The organism is Nocardiopsis sp. N85, from assembly GCF_028882275.1.
Classification (GTDB): Bacteria; Actinomycetota; Actinomycetes; order Streptosporangiales; family Streptosporangiaceae; genus Nocardiopsis; species Nocardiopsis lambiniae.
On the sequence record NZ_JARBUT010000002.1, the window covers coordinates 125,060 to 141,204 of the forward strand.

Annotated in this window: 14 protein-coding genes and 1 pseudogene; 11 read left to right on the forward strand and 4 right to left on the reverse strand. The window is 69.8% G+C overall.

What is annotated here, in order from left to right:
* The first annotated feature begins 212 nt into the window (after positions 1-212).
* The 4 genes from PWG71_RS04540 (at position 213) to rsgA (ending at position 4,198) form a co-directional block, all read left to right on the forward strand.
* Entirely contained in the window at positions 213-761 is a 549-nt protein-coding gene (locus PWG71_RS04540) for a TetR/AcrR family transcriptional regulator (RefSeq protein WP_274808476.1), read from the forward strand.
* Between the two features lie 198 nt (positions 762-959).
* Complete coding sequence (locus PWG71_RS04545) at positions 960-1,805, forward strand: MHYT domain-containing protein (protein ID WP_274808234.1); 846 nt, start codon at positions 960-962, stop codon at positions 1,803-1,805.
* Positions 1,806-1,973: 168 nt separating this feature from the next.
* Positions 1,974-2,867 (forward strand): MHYT domain-containing protein, encoded by an 894-nt coding sequence (locus tag PWG71_RS04550; protein ID WP_274808235.1) that lies wholly within the window; start codon positions 1,974-1,976, stop codon positions 2,865-2,867.
* Between the two features lie 221 nt (positions 2,868-3,088).
* A complete protein-coding gene (gene rsgA / locus PWG71_RS04555) occupies positions 3,089-4,198 on the forward strand; it encodes a ribosome small subunit-dependent GTPase A (protein ID WP_274808236.1) in 1,110 nt (369 codons plus the stop codon).
* A gap of 57 nt (positions 4,199-4,255) precedes the next feature.
* On the opposite strand, the gene PWG71_RS04560 is transcribed toward rsgA, so the two are convergent.
* Positions 4,256-5,179 carry a TatD family hydrolase gene (locus PWG71_RS04560; protein ID WP_274808477.1) on the reverse strand — a complete coding sequence of 308 codons (924 nt, stop codon included), beginning with the start codon at positions 5,177-5,179 and terminating at the stop codon, positions 4,256-4,258.
* A 191-nt stretch (positions 5,180-5,370) separates the two neighbouring features.
* On the opposite strand from PWG71_RS04560, the pseudogene PWG71_RS28745 reads away from it, so the two are divergent.
* The 3 genes and pseudogenes from PWG71_RS28745 to PWG71_RS04570 all read left to right on the forward strand — a co-directional run.
* Positions 5,371-5,496: pseudogene (locus tag PWG71_RS28745) on the forward strand (AAA family ATPase); the annotation flags it as partial.
* 332 nt (positions 5,497-5,828) lie between these two features.
* Positions 5,829-6,062 carry an ATP-binding protein gene (locus PWG71_RS04565; protein ID WP_274808237.1) on the forward strand — a complete coding sequence of 78 codons (234 nt, stop codon included), beginning with the start codon at positions 5,829-5,831 and terminating at the stop codon, positions 6,060-6,062.
* Complete coding sequence (locus tag PWG71_RS04570) at positions 6,059-6,781, forward strand: HNH endonuclease (RefSeq protein WP_274808238.1); 723 nt, start codon at positions 6,059-6,061, stop codon at positions 6,779-6,781. Before PWG71_RS04565 ends, PWG71_RS04570 begins: the two co-directional genes overlap by 4 nt.
* Positions 6,782-6,854: 73 nt before the next feature.
* Here the strand turns inward: PWG71_RS04570 and metG are convergent, their stop codons facing one another.
* Positions 6,855-8,675: a methionine--tRNA ligase gene (gene metG, locus PWG71_RS04575; protein ID WP_274808239.1), complete on the reverse strand. Its 1,821-nt coding sequence runs from the start codon at positions 8,673-8,675 to the stop codon at positions 6,855-6,857.
* Between the two features lie 177 nt (positions 8,676-8,852).
* On the opposite strand from metG, the gene PWG71_RS04580 reads away from it, so the two are divergent.
* Both PWG71_RS04580 and secD read left to right on the forward strand, forming a co-directional pair.
* The gene (locus PWG71_RS04580; protein ID WP_274808240.1) at positions 8,853-9,290 is read left to right on the forward strand and encodes a hypothetical protein; all 438 of its coding nucleotides are present in this window, start codon (positions 8,853-8,855) and stop codon (positions 9,288-9,290) included.
* Positions 9,291-9,387: 97 nt separating this feature from the next.
* Positions 9,388-12,048, forward strand: a complete 2,661-nt coding sequence (secD, locus tag PWG71_RS04585; protein WP_274808241.1) for a protein translocase subunit SecD — start codon at positions 9,388-9,390, stop codon at positions 12,046-12,048.
* 154 nt (positions 12,049-12,202) lie between these two features.
* On the opposite strand, the gene PWG71_RS04590 is transcribed toward secD, so the two are convergent.
* Together PWG71_RS04590 and rsmI are read right to left on the reverse strand one after the other, a co-directional pair.
* On the reverse strand, positions 12,203-12,868 hold the full coding sequence (locus PWG71_RS04590; RefSeq protein ID WP_274808242.1) for an AIM24 family protein: 666 nt from the start codon (positions 12,866-12,868) through the stop codon (positions 12,203-12,205).
* Positions 12,869-12,937: 69 nt separating this feature from the next.
* Positions 12,938-13,819, reverse strand: coding sequence for a 16S rRNA (cytidine(1402)-2'-O)-methyltransferase (gene rsmI, locus PWG71_RS04595; protein ID WP_274808243.1), 882 nt, complete (start codon positions 13,817-13,819; stop codon positions 12,938-12,940).
* Positions 13,820-13,929: 110 nt separating this feature from the next.
* On the opposite strand from rsmI, the gene PWG71_RS04600 reads away from it, so the two are divergent.
* Together PWG71_RS04600 and PWG71_RS04605 are read left to right on the forward strand one after the other, a co-directional pair.
* The gene (locus tag PWG71_RS04600; RefSeq protein ID WP_274808244.1) at positions 13,930-15,576 is read left to right on the forward strand and encodes a dolichyl-phosphate-mannose--protein mannosyltransferase; all 1,647 of its coding nucleotides are present in this window, start codon (positions 13,930-13,932) and stop codon (positions 15,574-15,576) included.
* Positions 15,577-15,877: 301 nt separating this feature from the next.
* Positions 15,878-16,081 (forward strand): cold-shock protein, encoded by a 204-nt coding sequence (locus tag PWG71_RS04605; protein WP_274808245.1) that lies wholly within the window; start codon positions 15,878-15,880, stop codon positions 16,079-16,081.
* Positions 16,082-16,145 lie beyond the last annotated feature (64 nt).

A 16,145-nucleotide genomic window follows, 5' to 3' on the forward strand; every position in this document is an offset into this window, starting at 1 on the left:
GACTCCCTGCCGACCGACCGTTCGGTCACCGGATCCCCGTGTGGCGTCCACGACACGTCACCCGTCGATCCGGTGTTCACCCCCCGACCGGGGGACCACACGAGGTAGATTCGACAACCGTGCCCCGAACCAGCCCTGGCGAGTCCGCGCCCCCGCGATCCGGAAGGCGCCGCTCCGGACGCCCCGGACACGACGCCGATTCCGTCCTGCACGTGGCGGCCCGCGTCTTCAACGAGCGCGGCTACGACGGGACCAGCATGGAGGACCTGGCACGCGCGCTCGGCGTGACCAAGTCCGCCATCTATCACCACGTCTCCAGCAAGACCGAGCTGCTGCGCCGATCCCTGGACCTGGCGCTGGACGCCCTGTTCGCGGTCACCCGCGAGGAGGAGTCGACCACCGGTCCGGCCGTGGACCGCCTCGACCACGTCCTGCGGGGCAGCGTGCGGGTACTGGTCGAACTGCTCCCGCACGTCACCCTGCTGCTGCGGGTGCGCGGCAACACCGAGGTGGAGAAGCACGCGCTGGAGAGGCGCCGCGAGTTCGACCACCTGATCGCCGACCTGGTCCGCGAGGGCATCGTGGACGGCGACATCCGTGACGACGTCGACCCCGCGGTGGCCGCCCGGCTGCTGTTCGGCATGGTCAATTCGATCGTGGAGTGGTACAAGCCCGACCGGGGACTGGCGGCCGAGGAGATCGCCGACGCCCTCGCCACCATCGCCTTCCAGGGTCTTCGCCGCACACACCGCTCCCCGTGATCGCGACACCGCGGAGTGATGCGTGACACGCAGGTCACGGTCACCTTCCGTGACACGTCCGATGGGATCGGCCGCCCCCGCCACCACCGGCACACCGACATTGTTTTATGTGATATGGGGCGGTTTTCATTTCCGGGTCCGCTTTCTATGATCGCCTCACCAGGAAGAATCGCCACTGTCGCACCGGGACGGCCCAGCATGATCGACCACTTCACCAACGGACTGTGGACTCCGGTGATCGCCTACGCGGTATCGGTCATCGGTTCTTTCATCGGCCTGATGCTGTCCGTCCGGGCGCGTAGGACCACGGGCCGTTTCATCCGCTGGCAGTGGCTGACCCTGAGCGCGATCTGCCTGGGCGGCACCGCCGTGTGGTCCATGCACTTCATCGCCATGATGGGCTTCCAGGTCTCCGGCACCGCCCTCCGCTACGACACCGGACTGACGCTCACCAGCGGCGTGATAGCCGTGCTGGTCATGGGTGTGGCGCTGTACCTGACCAGTCGTCGCGCCACCACGGCCTGGCTGCTGGCCGGCGGCGCCATCGCCGGTTCCGGCATCGTCGCCATGCACTACCTGGGCATGGCCTCGATGAACCTGAACGGCGAACTCCACCACGACCCGCTGTACGTGGTCGCGGCGTCGGTGATCGCCCTGGCCGCGGCGACCGTGGCCCTGTGGTTCGCCCGACGCGTCGACGGCCTGCCCGCCATCACCCTCGCCTCCCTGCTCATGGGCCTGGCCGTCTCCTGCATGCACTACACCGGCATGTTCGGGATGAGCGCCACCGTGGAGGACCACGGGCACGTGATGGCCGTCCCCGACGGGGCCACCTCCTCGGAGTTGCTGCTGCCGCTCGTGGTGGGCCTGTTCGTCTTCCTGCTCGTGTGCAGCCTCTTCCTGATGCTGGGCGTGGAGGACACCCCTCGACGGACCTCCGCCCCGGCCGAACGGATTTCAGAGGACGAGGGGAAAAAGGGAAACGAGAACGGAGAGTACTCTCCTCGTCACGGTTTCGATTCCTTTCGTCCGACGGGCCGCTGATCCCCATACGGACATCGGACTCAATAGGCGAAAAACCTCCTCCCTTTCGCAAAAATTCACCGCGTCAGGCCGAACGGATTTCGGAGACCCCCTGGCCAACGGGGCGATTCCTGCCTAACATCCATAACCCGTGCCGAATGTGACACAGGTCATGGAAAGTAGAGTCCCGTGCTCGACGATGTCTTCGGCCAGGACTGGCTGACCCCCGCCATCGCCCTCACCGTCTCCGCGATCGGATCCTTCCTCGGGCTCTCGTTCGCCTACCGGGCCCGCAGGACCACCGGCCTGGCCCGATGGCAGTGGACGGGCCTCGCCGCCCTCTCCCTCGGCGGCATGGCCGTGTGGTCCATGCACTTCATCGCCATGATGGGTTTCCGCCTGTCGGGGACGGCGATCCGCTACGATCCGACGCTCACCATCGCCAGCGGTGTCATCGCCATCGTGGTCATGGGCGGTGCGCTCGTCCTGACCCTCCACAAGCGGACCGGCCCCTGGCTGCTGCTCAGCGGCCTCCTGCTGGGGAGCGGCGTCCTCGCCATGCACTACATCGGCGTCGCCTCGATGAACGTCCACGGTGAGCTGCACCAGGACCCGCGCCACGTGATCGCCTCGTGCGTCATCGCGCTCATCGCGGCCACCGTCGCCCTGTGGTTCGCCTCCCGCCTCAGGGGGGTCCTCCCCATCATCGGCGCCTCCCTGCTGATGGGCGTCGCCGTCACCTCGATGCACTACACCGGGATGGCCGGCGTGCACGTCGAGCCGCCCGACTTCGCCCGCTACGGCGCGCCCGAGGGATCCACGGTGCCCGACCTGCTGTTGCCGATGATCGTCGTGCTCTTCGTGTTCCTGCTGGTCTGTAGCCTCTTCCTCCTCCTGGGGGTCGAGGAGGAGCGCGTCGACTACGCCCGCCGGCCCGGGCACGCGACCCCCGACCCGGCCGAGACCGTCGTGCGCCCCGAGGAGGCCGGGTACGCGCCCCGCCACGCCTCGGGCCCCCCGGTGGGCTCCACCCCGGCGGGCGTCCGGCCCTCGTCCGACGACGTCTGGAGCCGTCGCCGCTGACCCGCCGGAGGGCCGGTGGGAAAACAGGTGGCCTTCGCGGACCCGCCGAGGGTACTTTCGGTGGGTCCGCGTGCGCGTGCCGTGGAACGAGACGGAGAGGAGGACGACCGATGCCCGTGTTCGTCCATGCCCGAAAGCCCCATCTCCCGATCTACCGCGAGCCCTGAGCGCACCTTCTCCACAGGTGCCCGGCTCGCCTCCCCAGAGGAAAGAGCCACACCGTGAACACCCGTGTCACCGACACGCCCTCGCGTCCGCTGACCGCACTGGGCTGGAACCCGCGCGTCGCGGCCGCCTTCGACTCCGTCTCCCACGCGTCCGAACACCTCCTGGTGCCCGGACGCGTCTCGGCCGCCCGCCGTGGCGGCTCGGTGGTGAACCTCCCCGAGGAGGTCCCCGCCGACCACTCCCCCGCCGTCCTCAAGGCGGCCCGACGGGATCCCACCCTGGCACCGTGCACCGGCGACTGGGTGGCCGTGCGCCGCTCGGGCGACGCCTGGCTGGTGGAGGCCGTGCTGGAACGCTCCGGCACACTCGTCCGCCAGGGCATCGCCAAGGACTCCCACGACCAGGTGCTGGCCGCCGGCGTCGATCACGTGCTGATCTGCGAGGCCGCCGACCAGGGGCCGAACGTGGGTCGCCTCGAACGGTTCCTGAGCCTGGTCCGGACCGGCGGCGCCACGCCCGTCGTCGCCGTCACCAAGGCCGAACTCGCCGGGGACCGACTGCCCGAGGTCGTCGAACTCGTGCGTTCCGTCTCCCCCGGCGTCGAACTGCACGTGGTCAGCGCGCACACCGGTGAGGGGCTGCCGGAACTCGCGGAGCGGCTGCGCCCGGGTTCCACCTGGGTGCTGCTCGGCACCTCGGGGGCGGGCAAGTCCAGCCTCGTCAACGCGATCGCCGGTGGCGACCTCATGGACACCGGGGAGGTGCGCGGCGACAAGCGGGGACGGCACACCACCACCCACCGGCAGCTGCTCCTCCTGCCGGGCGGGGCGATCGTCCTGGACATCCCGGGCGTGCGCCGCATCGACGTCCCCGGCGATACCGAGGGCGTGGACCGCACCTTCTCCGACGTCACCGACCTGGCCGAACGGTGCCGTTTCCGGGACTGCGCCCACGAGAGCGAGCCCGGATGCGCGGTCCGGGCCGCCGTCGACGAGGGCGAACTGGACCTGCGCCGACTGGAGCGCTGGAACAGGCTGCGCCGCGAGGCGGAACGGAACCGGTCCCGGGGGGACGTGCGGCTGCGCGCCGAACGGATCCGCCACTGGAAGAGCGCCGACCGCCGGGCCCGGGAGAACGCCCGCTTCAAACGCGGCGGGTACTGACGGCGTCGGGCGGCGTCCCCGAGGGGACGGCGCCCGACCGTCCGGGTCTTCGGGTCCTCAGAACCCGAAGGCCCGCTTGGCGTTGCCGGCGATGATCCCGGCGAGCACGTCCTCGTCCAGCCCCTTGACCCGGGCCAGCGTCCGCAGCGTGTGCGGGATGAGGTAGGGGGCGTTGGGCCGCCCCCGGTAGGGCTTGGGCGTCAGGAACGGCGCGTCCGTCTCCACCAGCATCAGCTCCGGCGGGGCCGCCTTCGCGGCCTCGCGGAGCGGATCGGCGCTGGCGAACGTCACGTTCCCCGCGAAACTCATGAAGTACCCGAGATCCGCGCAGCGGCGGGCCATGTCGGCGTCGCCGGAGAAGCAGTGGAACACCACCGTCTCCGGAGCGCCCTCCTCCGCCAGCACGCGGAACACGTCCTCGTGCGCCTCCCGGTCGTGGATCATCAGGGCCTTGCCGTGCCCCTTGGCGATGGCGATGTGCCCCCGGAAGGAGTCCTCCTGGGCCCGCGTGCCCTCGGGGCCGGTGCGGAACGTGTCCAGGCCGGTCTCGCCGACCGCCACCACCTGCGGCAGGGCCGCCAGCGCGTCGATCTCGGCCAGTTGCCGTTCCAGGGCCTCGGGGCCGCCCGCGGACCGGGTCTTGCCCGCCCAGTCGGTGTCGTCCACCTCCACCCCGGCCGCGCCGTCGCCGTGCACGACGCGCGGGGCCTCGTTGGGGTGCAGGGCGACCGCCGCCCACACCTTCCCGGGGTGCGCGGCGGCGACCTCGACCGCCCACCGCGACGACGGCAGGTCCACGCCCACCTGGAGCAGCGGGGTCACCCCGACGGCCTCGGCCGCCGCGATGATCTCCGGGACCTCCGGGGTCTGCATGTCCATGTGGGTGTGCGCGTCGGCCACCGGGACCCGCAACGGCTCCGGAGGCGGAGGCGGCGTCTGCGCGTTGCGCGCCTCGACGGCCTTCCCCGACCGCTTGCCCATGGAGGACCGCCTTCCTTCTCGACTCATCGTGCAGATTCTAGGTGCGTGGGCCGGCACTTCCTCCCGGGCCCTCCGACAGGCGGAATCAAGGTGGGGACCGCACGCATCTCCTTCGACCTACATCGGGGTCGCACTTGTACATCGAGCGGATCAGCGTCTCAGGCATCCGGGGGTTCCATGGGGCCCGCGCGGTGAACGACCTGGCGTTCCCCCTTCCTCGCGACGGCCAGGCCGGGTGGACCGTTCTGGCCGGACGGAACGGGTCCGGTAAGACGACTCTGCTACGAGCCATCGCCCTGGGTCTGGTCGGCCAGAACTACGCTCTCCGACTGATGCCCGACTTCGGCCACTGGATGTCCCATGACACGAACCTCGGCGAGATCACGGTGACCATCCGCCCCGACAGCCGGTGGGATCGGTTCACCCAGGGCCGCCCCAGACGGACGAGCTTCGCGGGGACCCTCCAGTGGAGAAGGCCCGATCCGAGCCACCACTCGCGGGAAACCGTGACCGGTCCCACCAACGCCTCTCGGGGGGCGGGAAGCAGGTCTCCCGAACGCGGCCCTTGGTCAGAGGACTCATCCGGCTTCCCGGGGTCAATGAAGAGGAGGCCCCGCGAGCGGTCTCCGAGGACCTTTATCAACGCATCGTGTACGGCAGCGGTGACGACGTCCTCCTCACGGACCTCTTCGGCATCGACACCCCCTACTCCGAGGAAGCGGAGCGCGAACGCCGACGGTTGGGGGCACTGGAGTGGTCTGTGCTTCGGGGAACGGCCTCCGATGCGGAACAGCGCGAGTACATGGAGCTCAACAGACTGCTCAACAGCTCTCTCAGCGCTCGTGTGGACGAGGTCGCCGCCCGATTGGACTCCGAGAGGTGATCAGGCTCGGTCGTACCGGACTACCCGCTGACCTGGCCGAGAAGCTCACGCAGAAGACCGACGAGCTCACCCGAATCGCAGCGGACGGAGAAACCGCCCGAAGCGAGTGGAAGAGTGCGGGCACCTGTAGGAAAGGCGTACGCGAACAGCTCGACCTCATGGCCGCCGGCATCAACCGTTGCATGTACCGCGGTGACAGCATGGGAACCGACATCGATCACTTCGAGCCGCTGTTCCTCGCTCCCCTTCGGGCCTTCTCTTGGCCCAACCATCTCCTGGCCTGTTCTCACTGCAACAGCCATGAGGAACGAGAGACGTTCCCCCGTGACAGTGGCGGAGATCCCCTCCTGATCGATCCCACTTCGGACGAACCGACCGAGCACCTGCGGCTGGCACCGTCCACCGGCGAATACCAGGGCATGACCCCGCAGGGGAGGGAGACGATAGAAGTCTTCGGTCTCAACAGGACGTCACTGACACTCGGTCGGCGCGCAGCCTTCGTCAACACGAAGAACATCCTGCGCTCCTATCTCCGACAGTGCGAGGAAGGGCTGGTGGACCAAGCGTCGGAGACCGCCACCGCGTTCGGATACCATCCCTTCGCGGACGTGCGGGAGACCATGCTGTGGATCAGAGGGCACATCGAACCCGAACCGGCGCGCATCGTCCTCGGAGGCCGGGACATCGTCCGAGCACTCGATCTCCTCTCGCCCCCTTGAGCGTTCCGCACGAGACGAAGGCCCTGGAAGTCCTCAGCGGTCCTCCAGGGCCCTGTGTCATCCGGCCGGTCGTCTACTCCGCGCCGCCCTCCAGGCGGGCCAGCTCCTCGTCGACGATGGACGGGTCGAGCTTGGCGAACAGCGGCTCGGGCCGGTTCAGCGGGGTGCCCGGCACGATCGGGATCGACTCCCAGCGGGCCGCGTCGCCGGCGTAGTCACCCGTGATGACCGGGTAGTCCACCTTCTCCGCCGAGCCGCCGATGTGGTCGTGGCCGGTGTCCAGCCGGGGCATGCCCGTCCAGGAACCCTCGCCGCCCAGCATCGCGTACACCTTGTTGGCCGACTCCGGCAGGAACGGCGTGAGCAGGGTGTTGGCGTCGTGGACCAGCTGGAGCGCCACGTGCAGCACGGTGGCCATCCGCTCCGGGTCGGTCTTCTTCAGCGCCCACGGGGCCTGCTCGGAGATGTACTTGTTGGCCTCGGCGACGGTGCGCATCGCCTCCTGGAGACCCGCCTTGAACTGCGACCGCTCCAGACGCGCGCCGACCGTGTCGAACGCCGTCCTGGAGGCGTCGAGCACCCGGCGGTCCTCGTCGGTGAGCTCACCGGCCTCGGGGATCGCGCCGAGGTTCTTGGCCGCCATGGAGATGGAGCGGTTGACCAGGTTGCCCCAGGCCGCCACCAGCTCGTCGTTGTTGCGGCGCACGAACTCGGCCCAGGTGAAGTCGGTGTCCTGGGTCTCGGGTCCGGCGGCCATGATGTAGTAGCGCAGCGCGTCGGCGGAGTAGCGCTCCAGGAAGTCGCGGACGTAGATGACCACACGCCGCGAGGAGGAGAACTTGCGCCCCTCCATGGTGAGGAACTCGCTGGAGACCACCTCGGTCGGCACGTCGAGCACACCGAGCGGACCGGGCTCGCCGGCGCGGTCGCCCTTGCCGCTCACGCCGAGCAGGATGGCCGGCCAGATCACCGAGTGGAAGACGATGTTGTCCTTGCCCATGAAGTAGAACGAGTCCGGCGCGTCCCCCTGCTGCCACCAGCGCCGCCACGCCTCGGGGTCGCCGGTGCGCTCCGCCCACTCGATGGACGCCGACAGGTAGCCGATGACGGCGTCGAACCACACGTACAGCCGCTTGCCGGGGTTGTCGCTCCACCCGTCCAGCGGGATGGGCACGCCCCAGTCCAGGTCGCGGGTGACCGCGCGCGGCTGGAGGTCGTCCAGCAGGTTCAGGGAGAACTTCAGGACGTTGGGGCGCCAGTCGCCCTCCTTGCCCTTGAGCCACTCGCCGAGCACGCCGGCGAACGCCGGCAGGTCGAGCATGAAGTGCTCGCTGTCCACGAACTCCGGGGTCTCGCCGTTGATCTTGGAGCGCGGGGAGATGAGGTCGATCGGGTCCAGCTGGTTGCCGCAGTTGTCGCACTGGTCACCGCGCGCGCCGTCGTAGGCGCAGATCGGGCAGATGCCCTCGATGTAGCGGTCCGGCAGGGTGCGCCCCGTGGACGGGGAGATCGCGCCCTTGGTGGTGCGGGCGAAGACGTACCCGTTCTCGTACAGCGTGGTGAACAGCCTCCGCACCACGTCGTAGTGATTGCCGGTGGTGGTGCGGGTGAACAGGTCGTAGGACAGACCGAGGGCGACCAGGTCCTCGGCGATGATCCGGTTGTAGTGGTCGGCCAGTTCGCGGGCGGTGACACCCTCCTGGTCGGCGAGCACCTGGATCGGGGTGCCGTGTTCGTCCGTGCCGCTGACCATCAGCACGTGGTTCCCCGACATTCGCTGGAAGCGGGAGAAGACGTCGGAGGGGACTCCGAAGCCGGACACGTGACCGATGTGGCGCGGTCCGTTGGTGTAAGGCCAAGCGACCGCGGTCAGGATGTGACGATTCGACGACATGGCCTAAGCCTAAAGCCGCGAAGGCCCTGACACGCACTCCCTCGGCGGTGGTGTGGACGAACGCTCCGGGACGGGAGATTCCCCGGGGACCACGGGTGCCCGTATGCTCTGCTGGACGAACACGCGCATTGTGACGCACGCGACTCGACGCCCCTCGGCGCTCCCGGACCTTAGGCGGTGGTCATCACGGTTCCCCGTGCACTGACCCGTATCGTCCGCGCCCACGCCCGGACCGTGGCCGCCGGGATGGCCCTGCTCGTCGTGTTCTCCGTCCCCGTGATCACCGCCGGCGAACCGGCCCTGCCGGTGCTGCCCTCGTACGGGGTGGCCAGCACCCCCCACGACGGCCCCGCCGAACCGGCCCGGGGCGAGGGGGAGTACGCGAGCGCCGACGGCCATCGGGTCACCGTCGGTCCGCAACCGACCACCTGCGAGCCCCGGTCGGGGGTGCGGGACATGCCCGACGCCCTGCCCGGTCGCGTCCTGCGCCTGGTCGTGTGGGACCAGCCCTGGTGGCCGGCCGACCCACCGTGCGTCGAACCGGCGCCCGTGCAGACGGCGCCGGAGGCGTTGCCGCCGACCCGGGCCCCGCCTCTCACCGCGACCCCGTTCTGATCCCATCTCCCGGACGCCGTCCCCCCGGCCGACCGTGCCCATCGCGCGTCCGGATCCACCGTCTTCGTCCTTTTTCGCAGTGAGAGGTACCGACCCCTTGTCCACTCAAACGGGAGCCGGGGCGCGCTGGACGCGCGCCCTCATATCCCTGCTCGTCATCCTCGTCGCGTTCGGCGCGGCGTGGTTCATCCCGCCCCGCCTGGGCCTCGACCTGAGCGGCGGCACCCAGATCGTCCTGGAGACCCAGGACGGCCCCGACGGCACCCCGGCCAGCTCCGAGAACACCGACCAGGTCGTCGAGGTGCTCCGCCAGCGCATCGACCGCCTGGGCGTGGCCGAGGCGACCATGTCCCGATCCGGTGAGAACCGGATCATCGTCGAGCTGCCCGGCGTGCAGGACCCGGCCGAGGCCGCCCAGATCGTCGGCCAGACCGCCCAGCTGTCGTTCCACCCCGTCCTGGGCGTGGGACAGGCCGGCGGCCAGGGCGTCCAGGCCCCCGGCGACTCCGCCAACGCCCCGCGGGGCGAGGCGGACGAGGCCCGGGCCCCCTCCGACAACGAGGAGGGCGCGGACGCCCAGGAGGGCACCGAGGAGGGCTCCGGCGAAGGCGACCTGACCGACCAGGAGCTCCAGGACCTCATCAGCGGCATGGGCGGCGGCCAGGGCCAGGCCCCCGCCGGCCCCAGCGCGGAGAACCCCGAGGACGTCGCCGTGACGCTCCCGGACGCCGACGGCAACCACCTCCAGCTCGGCGAGACCGTCATCAAGGGCGACCGGGTGTCCAGCGCCGAGGCCGGCCTCGACAACGTCAACCGCGCCCAGTGGGTCGTCAACGTCAGTTTCCGGGGCGAGGGTCGCGATCAGTGGCGCGAGCTCACCGGTGAGGCGGCCTGCTACCCGCAGGGCGACCCGCGCCGCCGGGTGGCGATCGTGCTCGACGACCAGATCATCTCCGCCCCGGAGGTGAACCCGGAGATCGGTTGCGAGACCGGTATGCCGGGTGGCTCGACCACCATCACCAGCCCCACCTTCACCCGGGAGACCTCCAACGAGCTGGCCGTCCTCATCGAGGGCGGCTCGCTGCCGCTGCCGGTCACCGAGGTCCAGCGCCAGACGGTCGGCCCGACCCTGGGCGCCGAGGCCATCCAGGCCAGCGCCATCGCGGCGATCCTGGGCATCGCCTTCACCGCGCTGTACATCACGCTGGTCTACCGCGTGGTCGGTTTCCTGGCCTCGATCGCGCTGGCGTTCTACACCCTGATCGCCTATGGCGCGCTGGTCGCGCTGGGGGCGACACTGACCCTGCCCGGTCTGGCGGGTTTCGTGCTCGCGATCGGCATGGCCATCGACGCCAACGTGCTGATCTTCGAGCGCGCCCGTGAGGAGTACCAGCGGCAGCGGTCGGTCTACGAGGCCAACCGCTCGGCCGGTATGAAGGAGGGCCAGGACGGCGATGAGGACACCGGCAAGTCCGGTGGCGCCCTGGCCCGACGTCGCCGTCGCGCCATCCCGCCGAGCCTGGAGAAGGGCTTCGTGGAGGGCACCGGCAAGGCGTGGAGCGCGGTGATCGACACCAACGTCACCACGCTGCTCGCCGCCGGCCTGCTGTTCTTCCTGGCCTCCGGCACCGTCCAGGGCTTCGGTGTCACCCTGAGCATCGGTACGCTCGTGTCGATGTTCTCGGCGCTGATCATCGCCCGCGTGCTGGTGGAGTGGGCGGTGCGCCGCGCGTTCATGCGCAAGCACCCGGCCATCAGCGGCCTGGACCGGATCGGCCCGGTCCGTACCTGGCTGGTGAAGAAGAACCCCGACCTCATGAAGCACCGCTCCAAGGCGCTCATCGTCGCGGGTGCGCTGGTGGTGGCCGCATTGGTCGGCCCGGTCGTGCAGAACGTCAACCTGGGCGTGGAGTTCACCGGCGGCCGGGTCCTGGAGTACGCGATCACCGGGGACGACCCGGTGAGCGTGGACGAGGCCCGCGCGATCGTCTCGGACCTGGGCTTCGCGGGTTCGGACACGGCCGTGGTGCAGGAGGCCGGCGACGGCGACATCTCCGTGCGCACCGGTCAGCTCAACGACGCCGACGCGGCCTCGATCACCGACGCGCTGTCGGAGGCGACCGGCGGTGCCGAGGTGGTGAGCGACGAGCTCATCGGCCCGAGCATGGGCGACGAGCTGCGCAACCGGGCGCTCATCGCGCTGGGCGCGGCGCTGGCCCTCCAGATGATCTACCTGGCCTGGCGCTTCCGCTGGTCGTTCGGCGTCTCCACGATGCTGTCGCTGGCGTTCAACATCCTGCTGGTGATCGGCCTGTTCATCTGGCTGGGCAAGCCGATCGACGGGGTGTTCCTCGCCGCGATCCTGAGCGTCATCGGCTTCACGGTCAACGATACGGTCGTGGTGTTCGACCGTATCCGCGACGAGTGGGCGCGTGACGAGAAGTCGTCGTTCACGGAGATCGCCAACCGCGCGATCATCAACACCCTGCCCCGTACCGTCAACACGACCGTCGGCGCGTGGATCATCCTGGGCTTCCTGACCTTCTTCGGCGGGTCCTCGCTCCAGGACTTCTCCATCGCGATGCTGATCGGTCTGACGACGGGTGTGGTGTCGACGGTGTTCGTCGCCGTCCCGCTGGCCATCTGGTTGCAGAAGTGGGACAGGACGCCGCCGCCGCACGTCATCAAGGAGCGCAAGGCCAAGCAGCGCGTCGCCGCCAAGGCGGCCCGCGAGGCCGACGACGGCGCCGTCGTCTAGCCGTCCGGGCACGGCCCGAAGCACCGGCGGAGGGCCGAGAAGGCGCTGAGAGGGCCCCGGGGACGCATGCGTCCCCGGGGCCCTCTGCGCGCACGGGCCGGCCATCGCGGAGCGCGTATCGGCGGACTCCGGGCGCTCCGTGTACGCGGTCCGGTCAGCCCGCCTGGACCGGGACGGGCGCCCCCTCGGAGGCCTGCACCAGGACGAAGCCCTGCCCCTCCAGCGCCAGCTGGAACGCCTCGCCGCTGCCGCGACCGATGAGGGCGCCGATCTTCATGGTGCGGCGCACCCCGGTGCGCAGCGAGGCCGACCAGGCGACGGCGGAGTCGGTGTCGACGAAGGTCGGCTGGTCGATGTCGAGCAGTACAGGGGTGCCGTGGCAGGCGATGGCGATGCGCCCCCGGCCGGTGAACGTGGTGTTGAACAGGCCGCCCGCGGTGATGCCGGCGCCCTGGACCCGCTGGATGTCCCAGGAGAGCCCGGACTCGAAGGCCAGCACGTTGTCGCCGTTGACGGTGATGGCGTCGTCGCCCTCCAGGTCGATGAGGTGGACGTCCCAGGCGTCGCGGGCCAGGAACACGTCACCCTGACCGCTCACCTTCATCAGGGGCATGCCCTCACCGGTGAACGCCTTCTTGAAGAACCGGCCCACACTGCCCGCGCCCTGGTAGTCGAAGTCGACGTTGCCCTGGTAGGCGACCATCGCCCCCTGGCGCGCGTGGAACTCTCCGTTCAGGCCGACCCGGAGCATCTTGTGGTTCTGAAGGTGCATCCCCGGCTGACCGATCTCCCGTGCCTGCTGGAAGAGTGCGCTGCGCATGGTCATGTCTCCTCATGGGTGAAAGGCGTTCCGTCGGGTTTGACGCGCCACCGGCGGAAAGGTTCCGGGTCACTCCCCAGCGTCGGCGGCGATCCCGTGCACGAGGTCGTAGACGCGGCGCTTGGGCACGCCCACCTCCTTGGCCACCCGGGCGATCGCGTCCTTGCGTCGCTCGCCGTCCTCCTCCAGCGCGGCCACCGCCGCGATGAGCTGCTCGTCGGTGGCCGCCCCGCCCGCGGGCCGGGCCCCCTCGACGACCACGGAGACCTCTCCCCTGACTCCGTCGGCCGCCCAGACCGCCAGCTCGGCGAGTCCGCCGCGCCGCACCTCCTCATAGGTCTTGGTGAGCTCGCGGCACACGGCCGCCCGCCGGTCGGCCCCGAAGGCCTCCGCCATCGCCGCCAGGGTGGCGGCGACCCGGTGCGGGCTCTCGAAGAACACCATGGTGCGGCGTTCGCCCGCCAGCTCGGTCAGATATCCCGACAGGCCCTTGCGCGGGGGGAAGCCCTCGAAGCAGAATCGGTCGGTGGGCAGTCCGGAGACCACCAACGCCGTGGTCACCGCCGACGGTCCCGGCACGGCCGTGACCGGGATGCCCTCCGCCGCACAGGCCGCCGTCAGCCGGTAACCGGGGTCGGACACCCCGGGCATGCCGGCGTCGGTGACCACCAGGACGTCCCTCCCCTCGCGCAGGTCGGTGAGGAGTTCCTCCGTGCGGCGGCTCTCGTTGGCGTCGTAATAGGAAACGATCCGGGCCCCCTCGGCCCCACCGGGACGCACCCCCGCCCGGGTCGCGAACTGACGTAGCCTGCGGGTGTCCTCGGCCGCGATGACCCGACTCTCCGTCAGGACGCGCAGCAGCCTGGGCGGCGCGTCCTCGATGTTCCCGATGGGGAGCCCGGCCAGGGTCAGCGTCCCCACCCGCTCCGCCGTACGGTCGCCCTCAACCACTGTGATCCCCGTCCTGTCACGCTACGGTGGCTCTACCACACCACCCGAAACCTGTTTGCCGGCGCGTCCGCACACGGACGACCATCTCCGACCCCAACCTACGAGCCGAGATGACCAGCACCGCACTTTCCTCCGAGGTCGATTCGACCCCACCCGCCCCCCCGCGTCGGTCCCCCCTGCGCGCACGGTTCCTGCCCGCCGACCCCACCCCCGCGTGGATCGCCTGGCTGGGCGCGGTTCTCGTCGCGGCCTTCGCCGGTGCCCTCCGGTTCGTCGGCCTCGGTCAGCCCGAGCGGATCTACTTCGACGAGACCTATTACGCCAAGGACGCCTACGGCCTCTGGAGGTTCGGCTACGAGCACGAGACGATCGAGGAACCCGTCAAGGCCGACGTCCTGCTCCAGAACGGCGAGACGGACATCTTCGCCGGCGGCGGCGACTTCATCGTGCACCCGCCGGTGGGCAAGTGGATGATCGCGCTGGGCGACCGGCTGTGGGCGCTGTTCCCGTTCGGTGAGTCCATGACCCCGGAGGCGTGGCGCTTCGCGTCCGTCCTGGCCGGTATCGCCTCGGTCCTCATCCTGGTCAGGGTGGCCACCCGGATGACCCGCTCGGTCCTGCTGGGCTGCACGGCCGGTGTGATCCTGGCGCTGGACGGCCTGCACTTCACGCTGAGCCGCGTCGCGATGCTCGACATCTTCCTCACCCTGTGGATCCTCGCCGGCTTCGCCTGCCTGGTGGTCGACCGGGACAAGACGAGGGAACGCCTGGCGCGGCTGGCCGAGTCCGGGATGAACGTGACGACGGTCGGCTGGTTGGGGATGCGCTGGTGGCGGTTGGCGGCCGGGCTGTGCTTCGGCCTGGCGGTGGGCACCAAGTGGTCGGCCCTGTTCTTCATCGCGGCCTTCGGCCTGCTCACCGTGGCGTGGGACTACGGGGCGCGCAGCAGCGCCGGTCAGCGGAGCCCGGCCCTGCGATGGCTGGGCTTCGACGCGATCCCGGCGTTCGTGCAGACCGTGGTGGTGGCCGGGGTCGTCTACGTGGTGTCGTGGTCGGGCTGGCTGTTCACCCGGGGCGGGTACGGGCGGGACGAGGCCGACGGCCTGGCGCCGGACCTCCTGCCGGGCTTCCTGGCCTCCCCGGTGGAGGCCCTGGTGAGCCTGTGGAAGTACCACCAGGCCATGATGGGCTTCCACGAGAACCTGAGCAGCGACCACACCTACATCTCCCAGCCGTGGGAGTGGATCATCATGCGGATGCCGGTGATGTTCCACTACAACGGTGAGGCCGTGGGCTGCCCGAGCGGGGACTGCGTGACCTCGATCGTCTCCATCGGGACGCCGATCGTGTGGTGGCTGTCCATCATCGCCCTGACGGTGCTCGTGGGCTGGTGGGTGACCTTCCGCGACTGGCGGGCGGGCGCGGTGCTGCTGGGCGTGGCCGCCGGGTGGCTGCCGTGGTTCGCGTTCCCCGACCGCCCCATGTTCCTCTTCTACGCGCTGCCGATGCTGCCCTTCCTGATCCTGGCGATCGTGCTGATGCTGGGACTGGTGATGGGCGCGGGCGAGGAGAGCCCGCGCTTCTCTCCCTATCTGCGGGCGGTCGGCGGTGTGGTCTTCGGTGTCGTGATGCTGTTGATCATCGCCCACTTCGCCTACCTGTACCCGGTGCTGGCCGCCTATCCGCTGGACGCCGAACTGTGGGACGACCGTCTGTGGTTCCGCGTGTGGATCTACGGTCGCGACGCGGTGGCGTGACCTGCTTTGACGAAGAACGGTCCGTTTCTCCATTAGTGGCAGCGCGGAAGGAAATCAATGCTTTCGCGTAGCCGAAACAGGACAAGCGGAGAGGGGGGATTCCCGCGCCGAAAGCCTCGGCAGGGGACCCCCCTCCCTGGTACTGTCTGCAACTGGTTGCTGTTGTAGTTTCCATGGATGCCCGAGGCGCCTCGCGGAACTTCACGTGGGCGCTTTTACGGGGGATGATCTCGTCGGTTCGGCGCCCGGCGACCCGGGGCCAGCAGGGTGCGGCCCCGTTGTAGTCCCCAAGGGAGAGCACATGGCTCAGGGCACCGTGAAGTGGTTCAACTCTGAAAAGGGTTTCGGGTTCATCGCCGTCGAGGGCGGTCAGCCCGACGTGTTCGTGCACTATTCGGCGATCTCGGGCAGCGGCTTCCGGAACCTGGAAGAGGACCAGCGGGTCGAGTTCGACATCATCCAGGGCCCCAAGGGCCCGCAGGCCGCGGACGTCCGCGCGATCTGACGATCGTGGCGGGCCCCCGGGCCCGGCGGGACGGGCTCGACCGTTCCCACCACACGCGTTCCCG

Excerpts from the sequence above, each read along its gene's own strand:
- PWG71_RS04545 (WP_274808234.1), top strand. The coding sequence starts at position 960 with ATGATCGACCACTTCACCAACGGACTGTGGACTCCGGTGATCGCCTAC.
- PWG71_RS04560 (WP_274808477.1), bottom strand. The coding sequence starts at position 5,179 with ATGGGCAAGCGGTCGGGGAAGGCCGTCGAGGCGCGCAACGCGCAGACG.
- metG (WP_274808239.1), bottom strand. The coding sequence starts at position 8,675 with ATGTCGTCGAATCGTCACATCCTGACCGCGGTCGCTTGGCCTTACACC.
- PWG71_RS04590 (WP_274808242.1), bottom strand. The coding sequence starts at position 12,868 with ATGCGCAGCGCACTCTTCCAGCAGGCACGGGAGATCGGTCAGCCGGGG.
- PWG71_RS04600 (WP_274808244.1), top strand. The coding sequence starts at position 13,930 with ATGACCAGCACCGCACTTTCCTCCGAGGTCGATTCGACCCCACCCGCC.
- PWG71_RS04605 (WP_274808245.1), top strand. The coding sequence starts at position 15,878 with ATGGCTCAGGGCACCGTGAAGTGGTTCAACTCTGAAAAGGGTTTCGGG.